General features: G+C 43.8%; 13 protein-coding genes. 2 read left to right on the forward strand and 11 right to left on the reverse strand.

Annotation, left to right across the window (positions count from 1 at the left end):
* Positions 1-763: 763 nt before the first annotated feature.
* From FTX54_RS06170 to ilvE, 9 genes are all read right to left on the reverse strand, one after another.
* Positions 764-2305: a peptide chain release factor 3 gene (locus tag FTX54_RS06170; protein ID WP_147803096.1), complete on the reverse strand. Its 1542-nt coding sequence runs from the start codon at positions 2303-2305 to the stop codon at positions 764-766.
* 156 nt (positions 2306-2461) lie between these two features.
* The gene (gene leuD, locus FTX54_RS06175; RefSeq protein WP_147803095.1) at positions 2462-3046 is read right to left on the reverse strand and encodes a 3-isopropylmalate dehydratase small subunit; all 585 of its coding nucleotides are present in this window, start codon (positions 3044-3046) and stop codon (positions 2462-2464) included.
* Positions 3047-3210: 164 nt separating this feature from the next.
* The gene (gene leuC, locus FTX54_RS06180) at positions 3211-4626 is read right to left on the reverse strand and encodes a 3-isopropylmalate dehydratase large subunit (RefSeq protein ID WP_147803094.1); all 1416 of its coding nucleotides are present in this window, start codon (positions 4624-4626) and stop codon (positions 3211-3213) included.
* A gap of 17 nt (positions 4627-4643) precedes the next feature.
* A complete protein-coding gene (gene leuB, locus FTX54_RS06185) occupies positions 4644-5750 on the reverse strand; it encodes a 3-isopropylmalate dehydrogenase (protein ID WP_147803093.1) in 1107 nt (368 codons plus the stop codon).
* Between the two features lie 63 nt (positions 5751-5813).
* The gene (locus FTX54_RS06190) at positions 5814-7364 is read right to left on the reverse strand and encodes a 2-isopropylmalate synthase (RefSeq protein ID WP_147803092.1); all 1551 of its coding nucleotides are present in this window, start codon (positions 7362-7364) and stop codon (positions 5814-5816) included.
* A complete protein-coding gene (gene ilvC, locus FTX54_RS06195; RefSeq protein ID WP_147803091.1) occupies positions 7351-8379 on the reverse strand; it encodes a ketol-acid reductoisomerase in 1029 nt (342 codons plus the stop codon). Before ilvC ends, FTX54_RS06190 begins: the two co-directional genes overlap by 14 nt.
* A gap of 43 nt (positions 8380-8422) precedes the next feature.
* Positions 8423-8944, reverse strand: a complete 522-nt coding sequence (gene ilvN, locus FTX54_RS06200) for an acetolactate synthase small subunit (protein WP_147803090.1) — start codon at positions 8942-8944, stop codon at positions 8423-8425.
* Positions 8941-10668, reverse strand: coding sequence for a biosynthetic-type acetolactate synthase large subunit (gene ilvB / locus FTX54_RS06205; RefSeq protein WP_147803089.1), 1728 nt, complete (start codon positions 10666-10668; stop codon positions 8941-8943). Before ilvB ends, ilvN begins: the two co-directional genes overlap by 4 nt.
* A gap of 355 nt (positions 10669-11023) precedes the next feature.
* On the reverse strand, positions 11024-11926 hold the full coding sequence (gene ilvE, locus FTX54_RS06210) for a branched-chain-amino-acid transaminase (RefSeq protein WP_147803088.1): 903 nt from the start codon (positions 11924-11926) through the stop codon (positions 11024-11026).
* 255 nt (positions 11927-12181) lie between these two features.
* Between ilvE and FTX54_RS06215 the strand changes: the two genes are divergently transcribed.
* Together FTX54_RS06215 and FTX54_RS06220 are read left to right on the forward strand one after the other, a co-directional pair.
* On the forward strand, positions 12182-12931 hold the full coding sequence (locus FTX54_RS06215; RefSeq protein ID WP_147803087.1) for a VTT domain-containing protein: 750 nt from the start codon (positions 12182-12184) through the stop codon (positions 12929-12931).
* Between the two features lie 4 nt (positions 12932-12935).
* The gene (locus FTX54_RS06220) at positions 12936-14357 is read left to right on the forward strand and encodes a dihydrolipoyl dehydrogenase family protein (protein ID WP_147803086.1); all 1422 of its coding nucleotides are present in this window, start codon (positions 12936-12938) and stop codon (positions 14355-14357) included.
* A 136-nt stretch (positions 14358-14493) separates the two neighbouring features.
* On the opposite strand, the gene pgeF is transcribed toward FTX54_RS06220, so the two are convergent.
* Together pgeF and FTX54_RS06230 are read right to left on the reverse strand one after the other, a co-directional pair.
* Positions 14494-15309: a peptidoglycan editing factor PgeF gene (pgeF, locus tag FTX54_RS06225; RefSeq protein ID WP_147803085.1), complete on the reverse strand. Its 816-nt coding sequence runs from the start codon at positions 15307-15309 to the stop codon at positions 14494-14496.
* Positions 15310-15345: 36 nt separating this feature from the next.
* Positions 15346-15582, reverse strand: coding sequence for a hypothetical protein (locus FTX54_RS06230; protein WP_147803084.1), 237 nt, complete (start codon positions 15580-15582; stop codon positions 15346-15348).
* Positions 15583-15616: the final 34 nt, after the last annotated feature.

The following is a 15616-nucleotide window of genomic DNA, read 5'->3' on the forward strand; positions in this document are numbered from 1 at the left end:
TCTTTATCATTTACAGGCTGTTTCTTTATTTAGAAGTCAGCTCCCGCTCTGTCTTTTTACCGTAAGCTGAAGAGGACATAGGGCGACTCCTGGGAGATGAAGGACGAGCCCCACTCCGCCCCCGACGGAAGGGAGGACGGAATTAGCTGAGGCCGGCCCTGCGCCCGCATGAAACGAAAGCGTACGTCTATCGGTTATCTACTTTATTTTCAAGGCAGCCTTCTTCAATAGCAGCAACATCGCTAATTATCCAGAAAGTAACTGTCTTCCTCTCCTTTAAAAAGCCATTATTGATGTATTAATCGTATCGTAAAATAATAAGAAATGCGAATGCGATCAATTTGTGGAAATATTCTGATAAATAAAGTATACTAATAAAAAGACTGAAGGAGGGACCTTCTGTGGCTATAATTTATATCTGTAAAGATTGCAAAGGGAAGGGGAAAGTGCAGCAGCGGGTCTGGATTGTCCATAGAACATCTGTGTGCCGTACATGCGGAGGAACTGGAAAAAGAAAGTATGCTAAAGCGGCCATTTTTGAAACGGTTACAAAGTAAAGATTTCAGTCAGAGGAAGCAAGGGGAGCAGCTGATGAACCAAGTTATGGTTTACGTACTGGGTGATAAAAAAACACCGTGACAAAGTTATAATGTCACGGTGTTTTTTTATACTTAGAGCAAGCTACAGTTATAACTTTTAGTAGTGAAAGCCATTTATTAATTATCAGAAATATAGAACGTGTATTTTTCGAAAAATTTCAAACCTACTCTAAAATTTCCCACCCGCTTGCAAGCTCTATATCGGTGTGCTTATCCCTGAACCAGCGCAGAGCAAAGTCGTTTTCAAAAAGCAGCACCGGACGCTTCTGCTGATCCAGCACGAGCATTTTACGGCTGTCCGTCATACTTTCGTCTACTGAGCCTTTCGTGACCCAGCGGGCGAGCTCATGAGACATGTGCTGGAACTCAATATCCACATTGTACTCATTCTTCATACGGTACTCAAACACCTGGAACTGCAGCTCACCAACCGCACCAATAATATAATCCTCAAAATAAGGTGTTTTATAGAGCTGTATCGTTCCTTCCTGTACAAGCTGCTGCATCCCTTTATGATACTGCTTATGTTTCAGGGCATTTTTTGCGCTGACTTTTGCGAATTTCTCAGGAGGGAACTGCGGCATTTCTTCGTATTGAATTAATTTCGAACCGGTACATAATGTATCGCCGACCTGGAAGCTGCCTGAATCGTATAAACCAACAATGTCTCCGGGCTTGGCAGACTCCACAGTTTCACGATCCGAGGCAAAGAAGGAATGTGATTGGCTCAATTTCAATTTTTTGCCGGTTCGGGACATTTTAACTTCCATCCCTCTGTCAAAGGATCCGGAACAGACGCGAAGAAAAGCAATACGATCCCGGTGGTTAGGGTTCATGTTGGCCTGAATTTTAAAAATAAAGCCGCTGAAATCAGGAGACTCCGGCGGGATTAATTCACCTGAAGCTTTCCTCGGTTGTGGATCAGCTGCAAGGTCTACGAACTGATCAAGAAATGACTGCACTCCGAAATTAGCCAGGGCGCTCCCAAAAAATACTGGGGTCATCTGACCTTCCTGAACCTTTTTACTGGAAAATTCATTGCCTGCTTCTTCGAGGAGGGAGATATCTTCCTGAAGGTTCTGTTTTTCATAATTCTCGAGCATGTCAGCCTGTTCAAATGGAATTACTTTTCTTTCATGATCACTATCAAACACTTCCACTGTTTTATCGGACATGCTGTAAATGCCTTTCAGACGTTTGCCCATTCCAATTGGCCAGTTCATCGGATAGGTTTCCATATCAAGTGTCTCTTCAATTTCTTCAAGCAGATCGAGCGGTTCCTTACCTTCACGATCAAGCTTATTTATAAAAGTGAGGATTGGAATTCCCCGCATTCGGCAGACCCGGAATAATTTAAGTGTCTGTGCTTCAATCCCTTTTACACAGTCAATCACCATTACCGCTGTATCTACTGCTGTTAAAGTACGGTACGTATCTTCACTAAAGTCCTGGTGTCCAGGTGTGTCGAGAATGTTGATTTGTGTATCATCGTAATGAAGCTGCATGACACTGGATGTAACTGAAATACCGCGCTGTTTTTCGATCTCCATCCAGTCTGAAGTTGCATATTTTCCGGACTTTTTCCCTTTTACGGTTCCGGCGCTGCGTATGCTTCCTCCTAGAAGGAGAACCTTTTCAGTGAGCGTCGTTTTACCAGCGTCCGGATGGGAAATAATTGCAAATGTTTTTCTCGGTTTTTCCTGCATAGGCCTGATAATCCTTTCTATTCTGTAAATTATATCCGTACATGAGTTCCAACAAATAATTATAACTTATTATGAAGGCTTTGAGAACAGAATTGGGAAGACTCACGAAAAAAACCGCTCCAACCGATGTACGGTTTCATAGGAGCGGAGTTCCGATTATGAACGTTTTGCTTCGAATTCAGTAATTTTATCTTCCTGGGTTAACGTGACCGAAATCTCATCCCAGCCGTTTAAAAGCATTTCCCTCATATAAGAAGTAATTTGGAAGGAAGCCTCAAAACCATCGTTATCATACACTTTCTGGGTTTCAAGATCTGCTGTCAGACGATATCCGGCATGGGAGGCTTTTTTCATTAACTCCTGAACTTCCGTTCCATCGAGCTGTATCGGAAGAATACCATTTTTTGAACAGTTGCTGTAAAAAATATCAGCAAAACTGGGTGCAATAATGACTCGGAATCCGAAGTCCTGTAAAGACCAGGGAGCATGTTCCCTGGAGGAGCCGCACCCGAAATTTTCACCGGCTACAAGTATGGAAGCTCCTTTATACTGTTTATCGTTCAGTGAAAAATCTTCCCGTGGTTCATCGTTATCATTAAAACGCCAGTTATAGAATAAAAACTGCCCAAAGCCCTGGCGTTCTATACGTTTTAAAAACTGTTTAGGAATTATCTGGTCTGTGTCTACGTTAGAACGGTTAAGTGGGTAAACGAGCCCTTCATGCTGACGGATAGGTTCCATTTATACAGCTCCTTCCCTTATATATTATTTTATGCATTCACGGACGGATAGAAATCGGATTTGTGAACGGGCAGCCTCTTCCTGAGGTAAGATCTTGTTACAAGATCCGAACTGATTTGTTTGCAGTGAGGCATGAAATAATTATATTCATCCCTGATTACAATTTATACCGGCGTTGAGGAGAAGTTTCTTACATCTACAAAGCGGCCTTCGACAGCTGCCGCCGCTGCCATTTCGGGAGCAACGAGGTGGGTGCGGGCACCATTGCCCTGTCTGCCTTCAAAGTTCCGGTTTGAAGTGGAAGCGCAGCGTTCACCGGGAGGGACAATATCATCGTTCATGGCAAGACACATTGAGCAGCCTGCTTCACGCCATTCAAACCCTGCTTCAATGAAGATTTTATCCAGTCCTTTTTCTTCCGCTGCTTTTTTTACAGTCTGCGAACCGGGGACGACAAGGGCGCGCACCCCTGGATGGACTTTACGTCCCTCAATAATTTTGGAAGCTCTTTCCAAGTCGCTTAATCTTGAATTGGTGCAGGATCCGATAAACACATGCTGTATTTCCACGGAAGAGATAGGCTGTCCGGCTTTCAGGCCCATATATTCAAGTGCTCTCTCAATTTCTTCCTGTTCAGCGTCGTTTTTGGCATCTTCCGGAGACGGGATTTGTCCACTTACAGGCAGGCACATGCCAGGATTAATACCCCACGTTACCTGAGGCTCTACTTCATCTGCATCAATTTCCACTACAGCATCATACTCTGCTCCAGGATCAGTTGCGAGTGAACTCCAGTAGGCAACCGCTTCATCGAAAGCTTCTCCTTGTGGAACATGGCGGCGTCCTTCAAGATAATCGAACGTAGTTTTGTCGGGGCTGATAAGTCCGGCTCTGGCTCCTGCTTCAATAGACATATTACAGATCGTCATCCGTTCTTCCATTGTCAAATCACGGATAGCTTCACCCGTGTATTCCAGAACATACCCGGTACCGAACCTTACTCCAAATTTACCTATAATAGCAAGTATTAAATCTTTCGATGTTATGGAAGGAGAGAGGCGGCCATTAACTTTTACGTTCATCGTTTTAGGAGGGGTCTGCCAAATAGACTGAGTGGCAAGCACATGTTCCACTTCACTTGTGCCGATTCCGAAAGCCAGCGCCCCGAAAGCACCATGGGTAGAGGTGTGGCTGTCCCCGCAGACAATTGTTTTGCCCGGCTGCGTTAAACCGAGTTCCGGACCAATGACATGAACAATCCCCTGATCAGGATGATTGATATCTGCGAGAGTAATATTGAACTCCTGACAGTTATCATAGAGTGTTTCCATCTGCTTTCGGGATACCGGGTCACTGATGAAATGTCTCGCAATTGTTGGAACGTTGTGATCCATCGTCGCAAAGGTTAAATCGGGCCGTCTGACTTTCCGATTTTGCATCCGCAGACCTTCGAAAGCTTGAGGGGAAGTAACCTCATGAATAAGGTGCAGATCAATATAAAGAAGATCGGGTTTATTATTTTCCTGATGAACCAGATGATCAGCCCAGATTTTGTCAACTATCGTTTTTGGTTGTGACATTTGAAGCCCTCCTTGAATTACACATAGCAGCTCATGATGTTTGCCGTCGTACTATCTGCTTTTAACAGGTCTATGACAAGGTGAGTCATTTTATCGGTATCTACCCGGCTTCCGCCTGGAATATGAAGGTCACTTGTATGATACCCCTGCTCAAGTGCCTGATTTACTGCTGATTCAATTCGCTGGGCTTCATGTTCCATATGAAAAGAATGGCGGAGCATGAGGGCAGCGGAAAGGATAGTAGCAAGCGGGTTGGCGATGCCCTGACCTGCAATATCCGGAGCGGAACCATGTACTGGTTCATACAGGCCGAAACCTTTTTCATTCATACTTGCAGAAGGGAGCATGCCAAGCGATCCTGTAAGAACAGAAGCCTCATCTGAAAGAATGTCGCCGAACATATTTTCCGTTACGAGAACATCAAATTGTGCCGGATTAGTTATCAGTTTCATTGCAGCAGCATCAACGAGCATATGCTCGACGGTAACTTGGGGATAATCTTCCTTTATTTCTTCGACAACTTCCCGCCACATTTTACTTGATTCGAGAACGTTAGCTTTATCGACAGAAGTAAGGTGTTTTCTGCGCAGCATAGCGGCGTCGAATGACCGGCGAACGATTCGTTCAATCTCATGCCGCTCGTAAGCGAGAGTATCAACTACGGACTGGCCGTTGTTTCTCCGTTCGCTTGGAGTCCCAAAGTATAAACCGCCTGTAAGCTCTCTTACAATCAGCAGATCACTGTCTTCAACAACTTCGCGCTTTAAAGGAGAAGCATGAAGTAAGTTGGAAAAACCTTTAACAGGACGAAGATTTGCAAAAAGGTTCAATTCCTTCCTGATTCCAAGAAGCCCCTTTTCCGGGCGTAGGTGGGAGGGGTTATTATCCCACTCCGGTCCACCGACTGCTCCCAATAAAACAGCGTCAGCGTTACGGCAGGCAGACGTAGTTTCTTCAGGAAGGGGAGTGCCGTGGTTATTTATGGCAGATCCTCCAATGTCTTTTGATTCAAAAGTAAATGTGTGATCGAATTCTTCTGCTACAGCTTCGAGGACATCCTTGGCAGCCAATGTAACCTCCATACCAATTCCATCTCCAGGAAGTAATACAATATGCTTTTTCATTTACAGTTCCTCCTCAAATTTTCAACTCCAGCGGCTGCCGGGATGGGACATCAAATATATCTATCAGTAGGAAGCACCTTGAGCTTTAACCGGTTCCTGATGGTAAAAGCCGCGGTTAACAGCATTAAGGAAGGCTTTAACTGCGGCTTCAAGCACGTCCTGTGACGAACCTCTGCCGCTGAACTCCACTCCGTTAACCGTTAATTTCACATTTGACTGAGCAAGAGCATCGCGCCCGCTGCCAATGGAACTGAGACTGAAATCGGTAAGGTGGACATCTTCTTCAATCATCGTATCAAGCGTATTAAACAATGCCTCAACAGCACCTTTTCCTGCTGCAGAGCTTTCAATTTCAGTATGATCCGGCTTAGTGAGCTGAACTGTAGCTGTAGGTTGATTGGAAGAAGTACCGTACTCCACCTGAAATCCACTTAAGATATATTTCTTTACATCAGCTGTCTGAGTCTGAATTTCTGTCAGAATAGTAAACAGATCGTCATCCGTCACTTCTTTTTTACTGTCTGTAAGTTTTTTAAACTCTGTAAAAGCTTCCATAACCTTTTCATCTGAAAGGTCATAGCCGATTTGTTTCAGCTTATCTTTAAAAGCGTGCTTACCGGAATGTTTACCCATGACGAGAGAATTAGACTTAACACCAACCATCTCCGGAGTAATGATTTCATAAGTTTGTGCATGCTTCAGTACTCCATCCTGATGGATTCCGGATTCGTGGGCAAACGCATTCTGACCAACAACTGCTTTATTTCGCGGTACCTGCATACCAGTCAGCTTACTTACAAGGTCACTGGTTCGTTTTATTTCATTGAGTACAAGTCTGGTTTCGTGCGGTGCATAGTAATCCTGACGAATTTTCAAAGCAACTGCAAGTTCTTCTAATGCGGCGTTTCCTGCGCGTTCACCAATTCCGTTAATTGTACCTTCAATTTGAGTCGCTCCGTTTTCGATAGCAGAGATAGAATTGGCGACTGCCATTCCCAAGTCATCGTGACAATGGGCAGACAAATCAACGTTTTCAATATTCGGAACATTCTGTTTAATGTACTTAAACATTTGTCCATATTCGTAAGGGGTGGTGTACCCAACAGTATCCGGAAGATTAATAACTGTAGCTCCGGCATCGATGACTTTTTCGATGATGCGGGCAAGAAACTCAAGATCGGAACGGGAAGCATCTTCAGCAGACCATTCCACTTTTGGAAACATCGTTCTGCCATATGTGACCATTTCCACTGCTTTATCAATAACTTCTTCAGGTGTTTTTTTCAGCTTATGAGTCATGTGAATAGGGGAGGTGGCTATAAAAACGTGAAGTCTTGGATCCGTACCGTTTTTAAGTGCTTCCCATGCGGTATCAATGTCGGATTTTACAGCACGTGCAAGTCCGGTTACAGAAACATTTTTAATCGTATTGGCGATTTCCCGTACACTTTCAAAGTCGCCCTGTGAGGAAGCAGGAAATCCTGCTTCCATCACATCGACTCCGAATCGCTCCAGCTGCTTGGCGATTTCCAGCTTTTCCGGGCGGTTCAAGTTGACGCCGGGAGACTGTTCGCCATCCCGCAGCGTCGTGTCAAATATTTTAACGTGTGCCATCGGTGACCACATCCTTTTTCTTTTGAGACTGCTTGACAAAAGGCATTAATTCGCGGAGTTCACGGCCGACCGTTTCAATTTGATGTTTATTTTCCCGGGCATTGATTGCGTTAAACTGCGGACGATTTGCCTGGTTTTCAAGAATCCATCCGTGGGCAAATGTACCGTTTTGGATGTCGGTTAAAATATCTTTCATGCGTGCTTTCGTATCGGCATCAACGACACGCGGACCGGATACAAAATCTCCCCACTGGGCAGTGTCGGAAATGGAGTAACGCATTCCTTCCAGGCCACCTTCATATAGAAGATCAACGATAAGCTTCATCTCATGCATACACTCAAAGTAGGCAACTTCCGGCTGATAACCAGCTTCCGTAAGCGTTTCGAAACCTGCCTTAATTAAACTAGTAACGCCCCCGCATAAAACTGCCTGTTCACCGAAAAGGTCAGTTTCTGTTTCTTCCTGGAAGGAAGTTTCAAGAATGCCGGCACGACCGCCGCCAATTCCTTTAGCATAGGCAAGAGCAATGTCTTTTGCCTGGCCTGTGGCATCCTGATAAATACCATAAAGAGCAGGAACACCGGCTCCATCTTCAAACGTACGTCGTACAAGGTGGCCGGGTCCTTTCGGAGCAATCAGGAATACATCAACATCTTCAGGAGGCACGATCTGGCTGAAATGAATATTAAATCCGTGCGCGAAAACGAGTGCGTTTCCGGAGTCCAGGTTCGGTTCAATGTGCTCTTTATAAATCTTCGGCTGGTGCTCATCCGGAAGCAGAATCATAACTACGTCTGCCTGTTTCACAGCATCGGCTACAAGCGCAACGTCGACACCATCTTCTTCCGCTTTATCCCACGATTTGCCTTTTCGAAGACCGACAACGACATCGAAGCCGCTTTCCTTCAGGTTAAGTGCGTGGGCGTGACCCTGGGAACCATACCCGATTACTGCGATTTTTTTCTCCTGTAATACTGCTTCCTCAATGTTGTGGTTATAAAGTACTTTTGTCATAATTCTTCATCCTCTCAACTTGTTTTTTAGTAGTTTCACTGCCTTATTTGAGTAAAGAATACTGGTTCAGCTCCGCTGCCTGCGGCTGCTGCCCTCTGGAGAAGGCAGTCAGGCCGGTACGGGCAATATCTTTTATGCCGTAAGGGCGGAGCAGATCGATTAAGGCTTCAATCTTTTCAGGCTTGCCTGTTACTTGAACAGATAGAGTATCTTTACTGACATCAATGATAGATGCTCTAAACGGTTCGATAATTCCCTGAACTTCATTTCTTATTGCTGCGTTACTGACTATTTTTATTAAAGCCAGCTCGCGGGCGACGATTGCTTTTTCAGAAAGATCGGTAACTTTCAGTACATCAATCTGTTTATTCAGCTGTTTAGTAAGCTGTTCCAGCTTGCGATGATCTTCGACTTCAACGACGAACGTCATTTTTGATATACCTTCTTTTTCGGTTCTGCCGACGGAAATACTTTCAATATTAAACTGTCGTTTAAACATTAAGCCGGTTACCCTGTTTAAAACTCCGCTTCGATTTTGCACAACGAGCGTTACGATTCGTTTCATAGTGGTTTCACTCCTACCATGTCATTAATTCCTTTTCCCGGCGAAACCATAGGGAAGACGTTTTCCTGCTGCATGACCCGTGCATCGATCAGTACAGGACCTTCGTAATCAAGAAGTTCTCCGATTTGTTTCTCGAAATCTTCCTGTGTTTCAATTTTTACTCCACGGATACTGTAGCTTTCCGCCAGCTTTACGAAATCAGGCTGGCAGGCAACAATGGATTCGGAATAACGTTTCTCATAGAATGATTCCTGCCATTGTCGTACCATACCCAGTGCCTGGTTATTAAGAATGACAATTTTCACCGGCAGATGTCTTTCCTGCAGCATGGAAAGTTCCTGGAGAGTCATTTGAAAACCACCATCTCCAACTAAGGCAATTACTTTCTCGTCAGGGAGAGCGAGCTGGCAGCCGATCGCTGCCGGAAAGCCGAAGCCCATCGTACCGAGACCCCCTGAAGTTACCCATTTATCCGGTTTGGAAAATTTGTAATACTGGGCGGCCCACATCTGGTGCTGGCCGACATCAGTCGTAACAATTGCTTCACCACCGGTCGCTTCGTAAATCTTTTTAATAGTCCACTGAGCCACCATTTCTTTTGGCGGCTGGTTAAACCAGTAAGGGTAGGCGACCTTATTTTCCTGAAGTTCGTCGAGCCATGCCTGATGATTTTCCGGGCCTGCTTTCAGCTGTCGTTTCCATTCTTTTAATGCTGCCCCGGCATCAGAAACGATCGGGATATCCGTCGGTACGTTTTTACCGATTTCAGCGGGATCAATGTCAATATGAGCTACGACAGCGTTTTTCGCGAAATGTTCCAGATTTCCAGTTAAGCGGTCATCAAACCGGGCACCGATATTAATCAGCAGGTCACAATCAGTGATTGCCATATTGGAAGTATAAGTGCCATGCATCCCGGCCATTCCTAAAAACAATTCGTGGTCTCCTGGAAAGGCTCCAAGACCAAGGAGAGTGGATGTTACGGGAATTTGAAAAGTTTCAACAATTTCTTTTAAGTCGGCGGAACCACCCCCGTGCAGAATTCCTGCACCGGTTAGAATCAGCGGTTTTTCCGCTTTTTTAAGTGCTTCTGAAAGTTTTTTAATCTGCAGCGGGTTCGGTTTGAATGTCGGCTTATAACCCGGAAGATGGAAAGGAGACCGGTCGGTTTCAAAGCATGGATTGGCCGAAATATCTTTCGGTATATCAACGACTACCGGTCCGGGTCTGCCTGTAGAAGCTATATGAAATGCTTCTTTAATAATTTTAGGAATTTCATAAGCAGACTGTACTTGATAGTTGTGTTTTGTTATTGGGGTAGTAATCCCCATAATATCTGCTTCCTGGAAAGCATCTGTACCAGTAACTGTTGTAGCTACCTGACCAGTTAATACTACGAGTGGCAGAGAATCCATCATTGCGTCTGCGATGCCGGTAACCAGATTTGTTGCTCCAGGACCGGAAGTAGCAAGTACAACTCCAGGCTTTCTCCTTACTCTTGCATAGCCTTCAGCAGCATGAATGGCTCCCTGCTCGTGACGTGTCAGGATATGCTGAAAATCAGCTTCTGACCTGTATAAAGCATCATAAATTGGAAGGACTGCGCCACCAGGGTAGCCAAAAATAGTTTCAACATTTTCTTCCACTAGAGCCTGGACTAATACATCAGCACCTGTCTGCACCGTCGTTTCCGGTTCTGCATTTGCTTTCGTTTCAAGATTCATTTTCGATCCCTCCTTGGATTTCTGAAAAAACAACGAAAAAAGACTTTTCACCCCACATGCGCTTCCGTCAATAAATATGACAAAGCTGCAAAGCGGGGAGAAAAGCCTTTCTTTTCACGGTACCACCCGGTTTCACATTATCCTCGCGGATAATGCCTTACGAAGCCTGAACAGGCTTCTTTTGATAACAGGTGTCGAGCACCTGGCTTTACCTACTCAAAAAGACTTTTCAGTAAAGCACTCAAGGACGATGTCGGATCAAGCTGTTATTCCGGGCTTCCACCATCCCCGGATCTCTGGAAAAACAGAACCATGAACCTTTATTCCTATCATCGAATTTATTGATATTAAAATGTTAAACAGCATTAACTTTCTCAGCCGGATAGCAGTGAACTCCATCTACTGTAACAATTTTTCTGAATTCCGTTAACAGGTGATTAGTAATTTCTCCGGGAATACCGTCAGAAATTACCCGGCCGTCTACGTCGACAACAGCGATGACTTCAACGGCAGTTCCGGTTAAGAACACTTCATCCGCCGTGTAAACATCGTGACGGGTAAAAGGAGTTTCACTTATGCTGTAGTCAAGTTCAGAAGCAAGATCAATGATCGCATTACGTGTTATTCCTTCAAGAGCACCCAGATAAACCGGCGGGGTAAAGATTTTTTTGTTTTTAACGATAAAAATATTGTCTGCGGAACCTTCTGTAACATATCCCTGGTCGTTAAGCATCAGTGCTTCATCCACACCAGCCTGGTTGGCTTCAAGCTTAACGAGAATATTATTTAAATAGTTGAGCGATTTTACCTGGGGGCTTAAAACGTCCGGTCGATTGCGGCGGCTGGCAACAGAACCCATTTTTAATCCTCTTTGATATAATTCCTGCGGGAAAAGCGCAAGAGGTTCAGCAATGACGATAACATTGGGTTTTGTACAATTCACGGGATCAAGACCTAAATTGCCAGGCCCTCGGGAAACAACAACCCGTATATAAGCAGTCTCGAGTTTATTGCGGCGGATGGTCTCGACAATAACATCTTCCATCTCCTCTTTCGAGTATGGGAGGTGGAGCATGATGGATTGAGCTGACTGGTACAGCCTTTCAATGTGTTCATGCAGTTTAAAAATATTTCCATTGTAAGCGCGGAGACCTTCAAAAACACCATCTCCATAGAGAAAGCCGTGATCGAAAACAGAAACGACCGCGTCTTCTTTTTTCACGAATCGATCGTCGAGGTAAATCCACTGACTGCTCATACCGTTTGCTCCTTTACTGAAATGTTCAACTGGGCCGCAGTGATTAAAGTTGATGTTGAAACTTATCTTACTCCCATAGGAAGAGAGCGTCAACAGCTGTTTGTGAAAAATTCTCACATTTCAAAACAATCTAACATCAGGAAATCGCTTTCAACTCTGCCACTGAAGGAAATAGTAGAATATTCAGATTATTTGTTAATATTTATAAAGCGCTTTCAAAAAGTGAGAGATGCTTAGTGGAAAGGGGTTTAGGGAATGCAGAAGAAAAGGGTTTATGTATTTTTTAAACGAGGAGGCACTGAGGAATCCGCTAATTTAGTCGATTGGAGAGTAGTAAAAGTGAAAATAAATAAAATTATGGTATTTAAAATTTTTGCTGTTTTGATTATTTTTGGCGGACTTCTTTGGATTAACTCGAGATTTATTAATGTGACTCCTGAGGCGTTAAGAAATTTTATAGAATACGCAGGATGGTTTGCCCCTTTTTTATATATTATTATCTACACCTTCCGGCCTCTGATTCTATTTCCGGCATCGATACTTTCGTTAGCAGGAGGGCTTCTGTTCGGTCCAGCTGCTGGAACTGTTTTAATATTAATCGGGGCAACAGCCGGGGCCGCATTATCTTTTATCATTGCGAGAAAACTCGGGAAAAATATAGCAGGAAAAGAGTGGACTGGAAGGGCAGCAGAACTGCAGAGGCAGCTTACCGAGCATGGCTTCGTATATGTAGTGCTTATTCGGCTCGTGCCTGTATTTAATTTTGATTTTATCAGCTACCTGTGTGGAATATCTAAACTTAGGATTAAAGCTTTTATTTTTGGAACTTTTATTGGGATCATCCCGGGAGCTTTCGCATACAGTTTTTTAGGTTCGAGTCTTATTATAGGTGACAGAGAACAAATTGTTGCCGCAATTATAATATTTTTGGCAGTAAGTACCATACCGCTGTTATTCAGGAAAAAAATCAGCAGAAAATTTAATACTTCTAAAGAGGAGAGATAGCTGTATGAAAAAGTATGACATTATTGTAATAGGAGGAGGTTCCGGCGGACTCACAGCAGCTTCGGGAGCCGCGCAATTTGGCGCTAAAACGGCTCTGATAGAGAAGCAGAACAGCCTTGGGGGAGATTGTCTTCATTACGGGTGCGTTCCTTCCAAGGCGTTAATTGCGGCAGCTTCAGAACTGCATGACACGCATGTTTCCGCGAAGAAACACGGACTTGTAATTGATGGGAAGCCAGATTGGCAGAAAGTACGAAGTCAAATTCAAAAGGCAGTTGATACAATACAGGAGCATGACAGTACAGAGAGGTTTCAGAAACTTGGAGTGGACGTCATTTATGCAGAAGCTTCCTTTGAAGATGCACACCGTTTAAGGTTATCTAATGGTCAGGTTATTAAAGGGAAAAGGATTGTAATAGCTACAGGTTCACGTCCGATTATTCCTGAAATTGAAAATGTAAATTTGGTGGATGTTATTACTAACGAATCTGTTTTTTACATGGAAAAGCTGCCGGAAAATATTGTGATGGTGGGAGGAGGAGCTATAGGACTGGAAATGGCTCAGGCTCTTTCTAGAGTTGGAGCTTCCGTTACTGTGGTGGATAATGCTCCTGATCTTCTTTTACAGGAAGATGAAGACATATCAGTTCGCGCCTCCAGAGAATTCAAAAAAGAAGTTACTATTCACCTCAAATCTACAGTGAAAAAGCTGGAACGTCATGACGATGGAGTTTTTGCTGTGATTGAAGGCGAGGTGAACAAGAAAGTGAAGACAGATGCCCTGTTTTTGGCAGTCGGCAGAAACCCAAATATCGATTTGCTTAAACTCGATAATGCGGGAGTAGAACGAAATGAAAAGGCAGCTATCTCTGTTAATGAGCGAATGCAGACTAGTGTCCCTCATATTTATGCGGTGGGGGATGTAAACGGAAAATTCCCCTTCACGCATGGGGCAGGGGAAGAAGCAAAGGTAGTAATCGCTAATGCTGTGTTTGGGCTGAAAATGAAAATGGATTATTCAAATCTTCCATGGGCATTTTACACGCAGCCGGAAATCTTTCACCTCGGACAGACGGAAAAAGAAGTAATTGAACAGTCAGGAAAAGATTATGAAGTAATCAAAGCTGATAATCCGGACAGAATGATTGCAGAACAGGATGAGGTTTCATTTGTGAAAGTGATCATCGATAGAAAGGGATTCATACTGGGAGCTCATGGAATAGGTAAAAATGCGAGTGACTGGATGCAGACGCTCGTATATATGAAAACGAAGGGTCATAAAATAAAAGATATTTCAGAAGTAGTTCATCCCTATCCTGCCCGTACTGAAATCGTAAAGCAGCTTGCAGATCAATACTGGAATAAAAAATTGTTTAAAAGCAGACTGACAGGATTTACAAAAACATATATCAAGTACCTCAGGTAAGTTATCGTAAAGAGGGCTTGAAGCTGAAAAATGCCTTCGTGACTAGAATGTCATGAAGGCATTTTAAAGATGAAGAGTATCGTCCCCAATAAAAAATTTTTTACCATTTATTAGGGGTGGTTTTTCAAGCTGGCATTTATTTTTCTAATGAACCTATGAAACCCGTCATTCTTCCGGTTTTACCTTTATCCCTGCGGTGTGAAAAAAAGAGATCTTCGTTACAGCTTGTACAGTATGAAGACACAAAAATATGTTCCGGTGGCACACCTTCATTAATAAGCAGGTGATAATTTGCTTCCTTAAGCTGCAAAGCATATTGTCCTTCTGAAACTTCATTATATGGTTTGTGATCAGGCAGCGTTTCCTGGAGAGCTTTGATGACGCGGTCATCCACCGTATAGCAGCAGGAATCAATAGAAGGGCCGATGGCAGCATAAATAGTACCGGGATGCACACCTTCCATATATCTCCAAAGATGAACCATTTTTCCGGCAATGTTCTTAGCTGTTCCCTGCCAGCCGGCATGGACAATTCCTACGAGACCTTTTTCTTTTGATAAAAAGTAGACTGGTACGCAGTCGGCGAAGCCCATCGTAAGGAGGATGCCCTGCTCTGACGTATAAAATCCATCGGTTTTTTTAATAGAATCTGCATAAGACACAGAGCCGCTGCCGGCAAGTGGTTTTGATACTTTCACAATCTGATCTCCGTGGGTCTGTTCGGCAGCAGTCCATGAGGTAACAGGGAAACCGATAGATTCTGCTGTGCGCCGTCGGTTTTCAAGTACGTATTCTTCTCGATCATTCACGTGCAGCCCTGTATTTTTAGAATCAAAAGGCTTCGGGCTGATTCCACCTTTTCTGGTAGTGAATCCAGCGGTAAGACCTGGTAGTAGGTTTTCCCATTTATTTAAATGGAGATTATTATTGGATAGTAAGAATGGTTCTTTCATGAGCTGTATCATCCTTCTTTCAAAAAGAATAGATTATTATGCAGGCGGACCGTCCTGCTTTTGATTCTTCGTTTCATTTTTTTGTTTTTCTTCATGTTCCTCTTTCGTTTCATACATTTCATATACAACAGGTTCTTTCTGCTTTTCTGTTTTCTTCCCAGCTTTTTTAAAGCGGTAAACAAGAAAAGCTGCTATAGCGAGCATCAGTGCCATAAAAAGATAGGCATATCCCATCGTCGGGTCACCAGGACTGGGAACTGTAAAAACGTCCATTGGGCATCATCCTTTCCAATTCATCTTGTTCCCT

Origin of the sequence: Alkalicoccus halolimnae (assembly GCF_008014775.2) — a bacterium.
Taxonomy (GTDB): domain Bacteria; phylum Bacillota; class Bacilli; order Bacillales; family Salisediminibacteriaceae; genus Alkalicoccus; species Alkalicoccus halolimnae.

What these genes read in the sequence shown, in the direction of transcription:
- FTX54_RS06170 (WP_147803096.1), bottom strand. Translation starts at nt 2,305, where the DNA reads ATGCAGGAAAAACCGAGAAAAACATTTGCAATTATTTCCCATCCGGAC.
- FTX54_RS06230 (WP_147803084.1), bottom strand. Translation starts at nt 15,582, where the DNA reads ATGGACGTTTTTACAGTTCCCAGTCCTGGTGACCCGACGATGGGATAT.
- FTX54_RS06215 (WP_147803087.1), top strand. Translation starts at nt 12,182, where the DNA reads ATGCAGAAGAAAAGGGTTTATGTATTTTTTAAACGAGGAGGCACTGAG.
- pgeF (WP_147803085.1), bottom strand. Translation starts at nt 15,309, where the DNA reads ATGAAAGAACCATTCTTACTATCCAATAATAATCTCCATTTAAATAAA.
- FTX54_RS06220 (WP_147803086.1), top strand. Translation starts at nt 12,936, where the DNA reads ATGAAAAAGTATGACATTATTGTAATAGGAGGAGGTTCCGGCGGACTC.
- ilvB (WP_147803089.1), bottom strand. Translation starts at nt 10,668, where the DNA reads ATGAATCTTGAAACGAAAGCAAATGCAGAACCGGAAACGACGGTGCAG.
- ilvE (WP_147803088.1), bottom strand. Translation starts at nt 11,926, where the DNA reads ATGAGCAGTCAGTGGATTTACCTCGACGATCGATTCGTGAAAAAAGAA.
- ilvN (WP_147803090.1), bottom strand. Translation starts at nt 8,944, where the DNA reads ATGAAACGAATCGTAACGCTCGTTGTGCAAAATCGAAGCGGAGTTTTA.
- leuB (WP_147803093.1), bottom strand. Translation starts at nt 5,750, where the DNA reads ATGAAAAAGCATATTGTATTACTTCCTGGAGATGGAATTGGTATGGAG.
- leuD (WP_147803095.1), bottom strand. Translation starts at nt 3,046, where the DNA reads ATGGAACCTATCCGTCAGCATGAAGGGCTCGTTTACCCACTTAACCGT.
- ilvC (WP_147803091.1), bottom strand. Translation starts at nt 8,379, where the DNA reads ATGACAAAAGTACTTTATAACCACAACATTGAGGAAGCAGTATTACAG.
- FTX54_RS06190 (WP_147803092.1), bottom strand. Translation starts at nt 7,364, where the DNA reads ATGGCACACGTTAAAATATTTGACACGACGCTGCGGGATGGCGAACAG.
- leuC (WP_147803094.1), bottom strand. Translation starts at nt 4,626, where the DNA reads ATGTCACAACCAAAAACGATAGTTGACAAAATCTGGGCTGATCATCTG.